The 2,296-nt window shown below is 44.1% G+C and carries 4 protein-coding genes; 3 read left to right on the top strand and 1 reads right to left on the bottom strand.

Annotated elements, in window-relative coordinates; all coding sequences use genetic code 11:
* The first annotated feature begins 76 nt into the window (after positions 1 to 76).
* Together QUA54_RS33990 and QUA54_RS33985 are read left to right on the top strand one after the other, a co-directional pair.
* Positions 77 to 484 (top strand): tetratricopeptide repeat protein, encoded by a 408-nt coding sequence (locus tag QUA54_RS33990; RefSeq protein WP_333419401.1) that lies wholly within the window; start codon positions 77 to 79, stop codon positions 482 to 484.
* An 18-nt stretch (positions 485 to 502) separates the two neighbouring features.
* A complete protein-coding gene (locus QUA54_RS33985; RefSeq protein WP_445301618.1) occupies positions 503 to 760 on the top strand; it encodes a tetratricopeptide repeat protein in 258 nt (85 codons plus the stop codon).
* A 282-nt stretch (positions 761 to 1,042) separates the two neighbouring features.
* Here the strand turns inward: QUA54_RS33985 and QUA54_RS33980 are convergent, their stop codons facing one another.
* On the bottom strand, positions 1,043 to 1,168 hold the full coding sequence (locus QUA54_RS33980) for a hypothetical protein (protein WP_333419397.1): 126 nt from the start codon (positions 1,166 to 1,168) through the stop codon (positions 1,043 to 1,045).
* Positions 1,169 to 1,517: 349 nt separating this feature from the next.
* Between QUA54_RS33980 and QUA54_RS33975 the strand changes: the two genes are divergently transcribed.
* The gene (locus QUA54_RS33975; protein WP_333419395.1) at positions 1,518 to 2,237 is read left to right on the top strand and encodes a phytanoyl-CoA dioxygenase family protein; all 720 of its coding nucleotides are present in this window, start codon (positions 1,518 to 1,520) and stop codon (positions 2,235 to 2,237) included.
* The last annotated feature ends 59 nt before the right edge of the window (positions 2,238 to 2,296 follow it).

Here is a 2,296-nt window from a genome sequence, read left to right as displayed (position 1 = left end):
TTCGTAAATCAACTGAATATGCTTTCATTGGTGTATTTTTTTCATCTATTCTTATTGTACCTCATAACACCCGGAAGTGCTGTATGTTGAGGCTGAGTCAATATGGAGGCGTTTTCTGAAGCACGATCCTGGTAATGCGTATGTCTACCTCAAGCTAGGAATGGCTTTGGATTATCAAGGTCAAGGTGAGAAAGCTATCTGGGCCTACCAAAACGCTATTAGGATTGCACCTAATTATTCAGCAGCTTACCTGAATATGGCTGCGACACTAGCCGAGCGGCAAAGATTTTCCGAGGCTATGACAGTCTATCAAAAAGCGATCGAGATTGATTCGAGCCAACCACAGGCTTTTGTTGGTCTTGGTATGGTACTTGTAAATCTAGAGAGATACGGCGAGGCAATTAATAATTTTCAACAGGCAATTCAGGTTGCTCCTCAATCTGCTGCTGCACATTACCATTTAGGTGTTGCTTTGAATAAGTAGGGCAGATACGAAGATGCTATCACCGTACTTCAGCGCACTACAGAACTGGCACCCAATTCGGCTGTTGTATATCAATACCTCGGACAAATACTTGGTAATCAAGGTCGATTTGATGCAGCAATTGCAGCATTTGAAGAAGCGATCGAACTCGATCCAAGCTATGCGGCAGCTTACTATAACCTGGGATTTGTGCTTAATGCTGTAGACAGAACGGAAGAAGGAAAAGCAGCCATCCAAAAAGCTTTGTTATTAACACGTGAACAAGCCGAGCGGTAAAAAGAGCAGTAGAGTCCTGTTCGGAGCTCTATTTATAGCGGTTCTAATTAGAACTTCTAGAGATTGCAGATAAGACCAATGCTTGGAGAGTGAAGTGTGACTGCTAGATTTATAGTTTGAAATCTAATGCAAGCGAGCGCTTTGTATCCTTCAACTTAATGCGTTCACCGGATCTAGGAGATCGGGTTGAGAGTGAAACCCGACACTCATCACTGCTTCTCCACCTCAACCCCGGTGCGATCGCCCCATCGAATCATGTTTGGTTTCACCTTACCTAGTGATTTACAAGCCTTGACATGACAAGCTCAACCCAACATACAGCGGGGGGCGATCGCACTCGTTCCTGCTCTGCGAAGGCTCTATCTCAAACAAGCGGTAAAGCTGCATAGGAGCGGTAGGTTGCGACATAGGCTAATCTTGGAGAAGACTGATATAGGGGGTGGTATCCAGCAAAAGTCACGGATAACACCCAAGAACCCAGACTGAACCTGCTTTCGTTTCTGTTTAATTTAAAATTAGGATGTTATCCAGCAGATACGATGGATAATCCACCCCCGGTAAAGGTATTATCCAGCACATCTGTTGAATACTGAAGTTTCTCCTGTCCCGGCTTAAACGGGTAGCCACGATGCTGATTAGACAAACAAAAACAGCCCTAAGTTCCCTAGGTAATGAACTAGATTGCAGTGAGGAGGCTTTTGGTTATTTAAGGGATTCCTCCGATGTACTCGGACAGCCAGAGTAATTGCGACGGAGGATGCAACAAGACGGTTATTTATACTTAAAAGCCTTTCTTAACTCTCAAGAGGTTTGGCAATCTCGTCAGGAAATTGCAGATTGTTTAGCTGCTGAGGGAAGCTTGGAAGTCTCAAGTCCTGTTCTAGATTGCATCGCTAAACCTGGATTAAACATACATTTCCGTCCCGATTTAGCAAGCAGGAGTTCAACACTGAAAACACTGCTTTATTCGGGACGGATGATGGAATTTTTTGGAATTTTTTTAGGCGGTCAAGTCCGGCATTACGATTACACCTGGCTGAGAGCCGTCGCCCCAGGAAAAGGAACTTACGCTCATTGTGACATTGTGTATATGGGACGGGGAACTGACAAGCTTTACACGGCTTGGACTCCATTAGGCGATATTCCTTGGGAATTAGGGGGGTTGATGATTTTGGAAAATTCTCATCATCTAGAGACTGTTAAAAATAGCTATGGATGTAAAGATGTCGATCGCTATTGTGCCAACAGAAAAACGGCCCCTTTGTATGCGTCAAATCAAAAATGGTGGGATGGAGCCTTATCCAAAAACCCGGTTTCTTTGCGCTGTAAATACGGAGGACGTTGGTTGAGTTCCGAATTCGAGGCGGGAGATGTTCTAATTTTTGGTATGTTTACCATTCATGCCAGTTTGGATAACCATTCTCCTTCTATTCGACTCTCCTCGGACAGCCGCTATCAATCAATACGGTTCAGTTAAGGCTTAAATAGTGGTAAATTAAGTATAGTGTCCAAAAAGGGAGAGCAAGTAAGGTGCAT

The organism is Microcoleus sp. MOSTC5 (assembly GCF_036701825.1).
In the GTDB taxonomy this organism is placed as follows: Bacteria; Cyanobacteriota; Cyanobacteriia; order Cyanobacteriales; family Microcoleaceae; genus Microcoleus; species Microcoleus asticus.
Note: the sequence above shows the minus strand (reverse complement) of the source record. Positions and strands in the feature narration are given on the sequence as shown.

Bases quoted from the DNA above. Each gene is read 5' to 3' on its own strand.
- QUA54_RS33980 (WP_333419397.1), bottom strand. From the start codon at position 1,168: ATGTCGCAACCTACCGCTCCTATGCAGCTTTACCGCTTGTTTGAGATA.
- QUA54_RS33975 (WP_333419395.1), top strand. From the start codon at position 1,518: ATGCAACAAGACGGTTATTTATACTTAAAAGCCTTTCTTAACTCTCAA.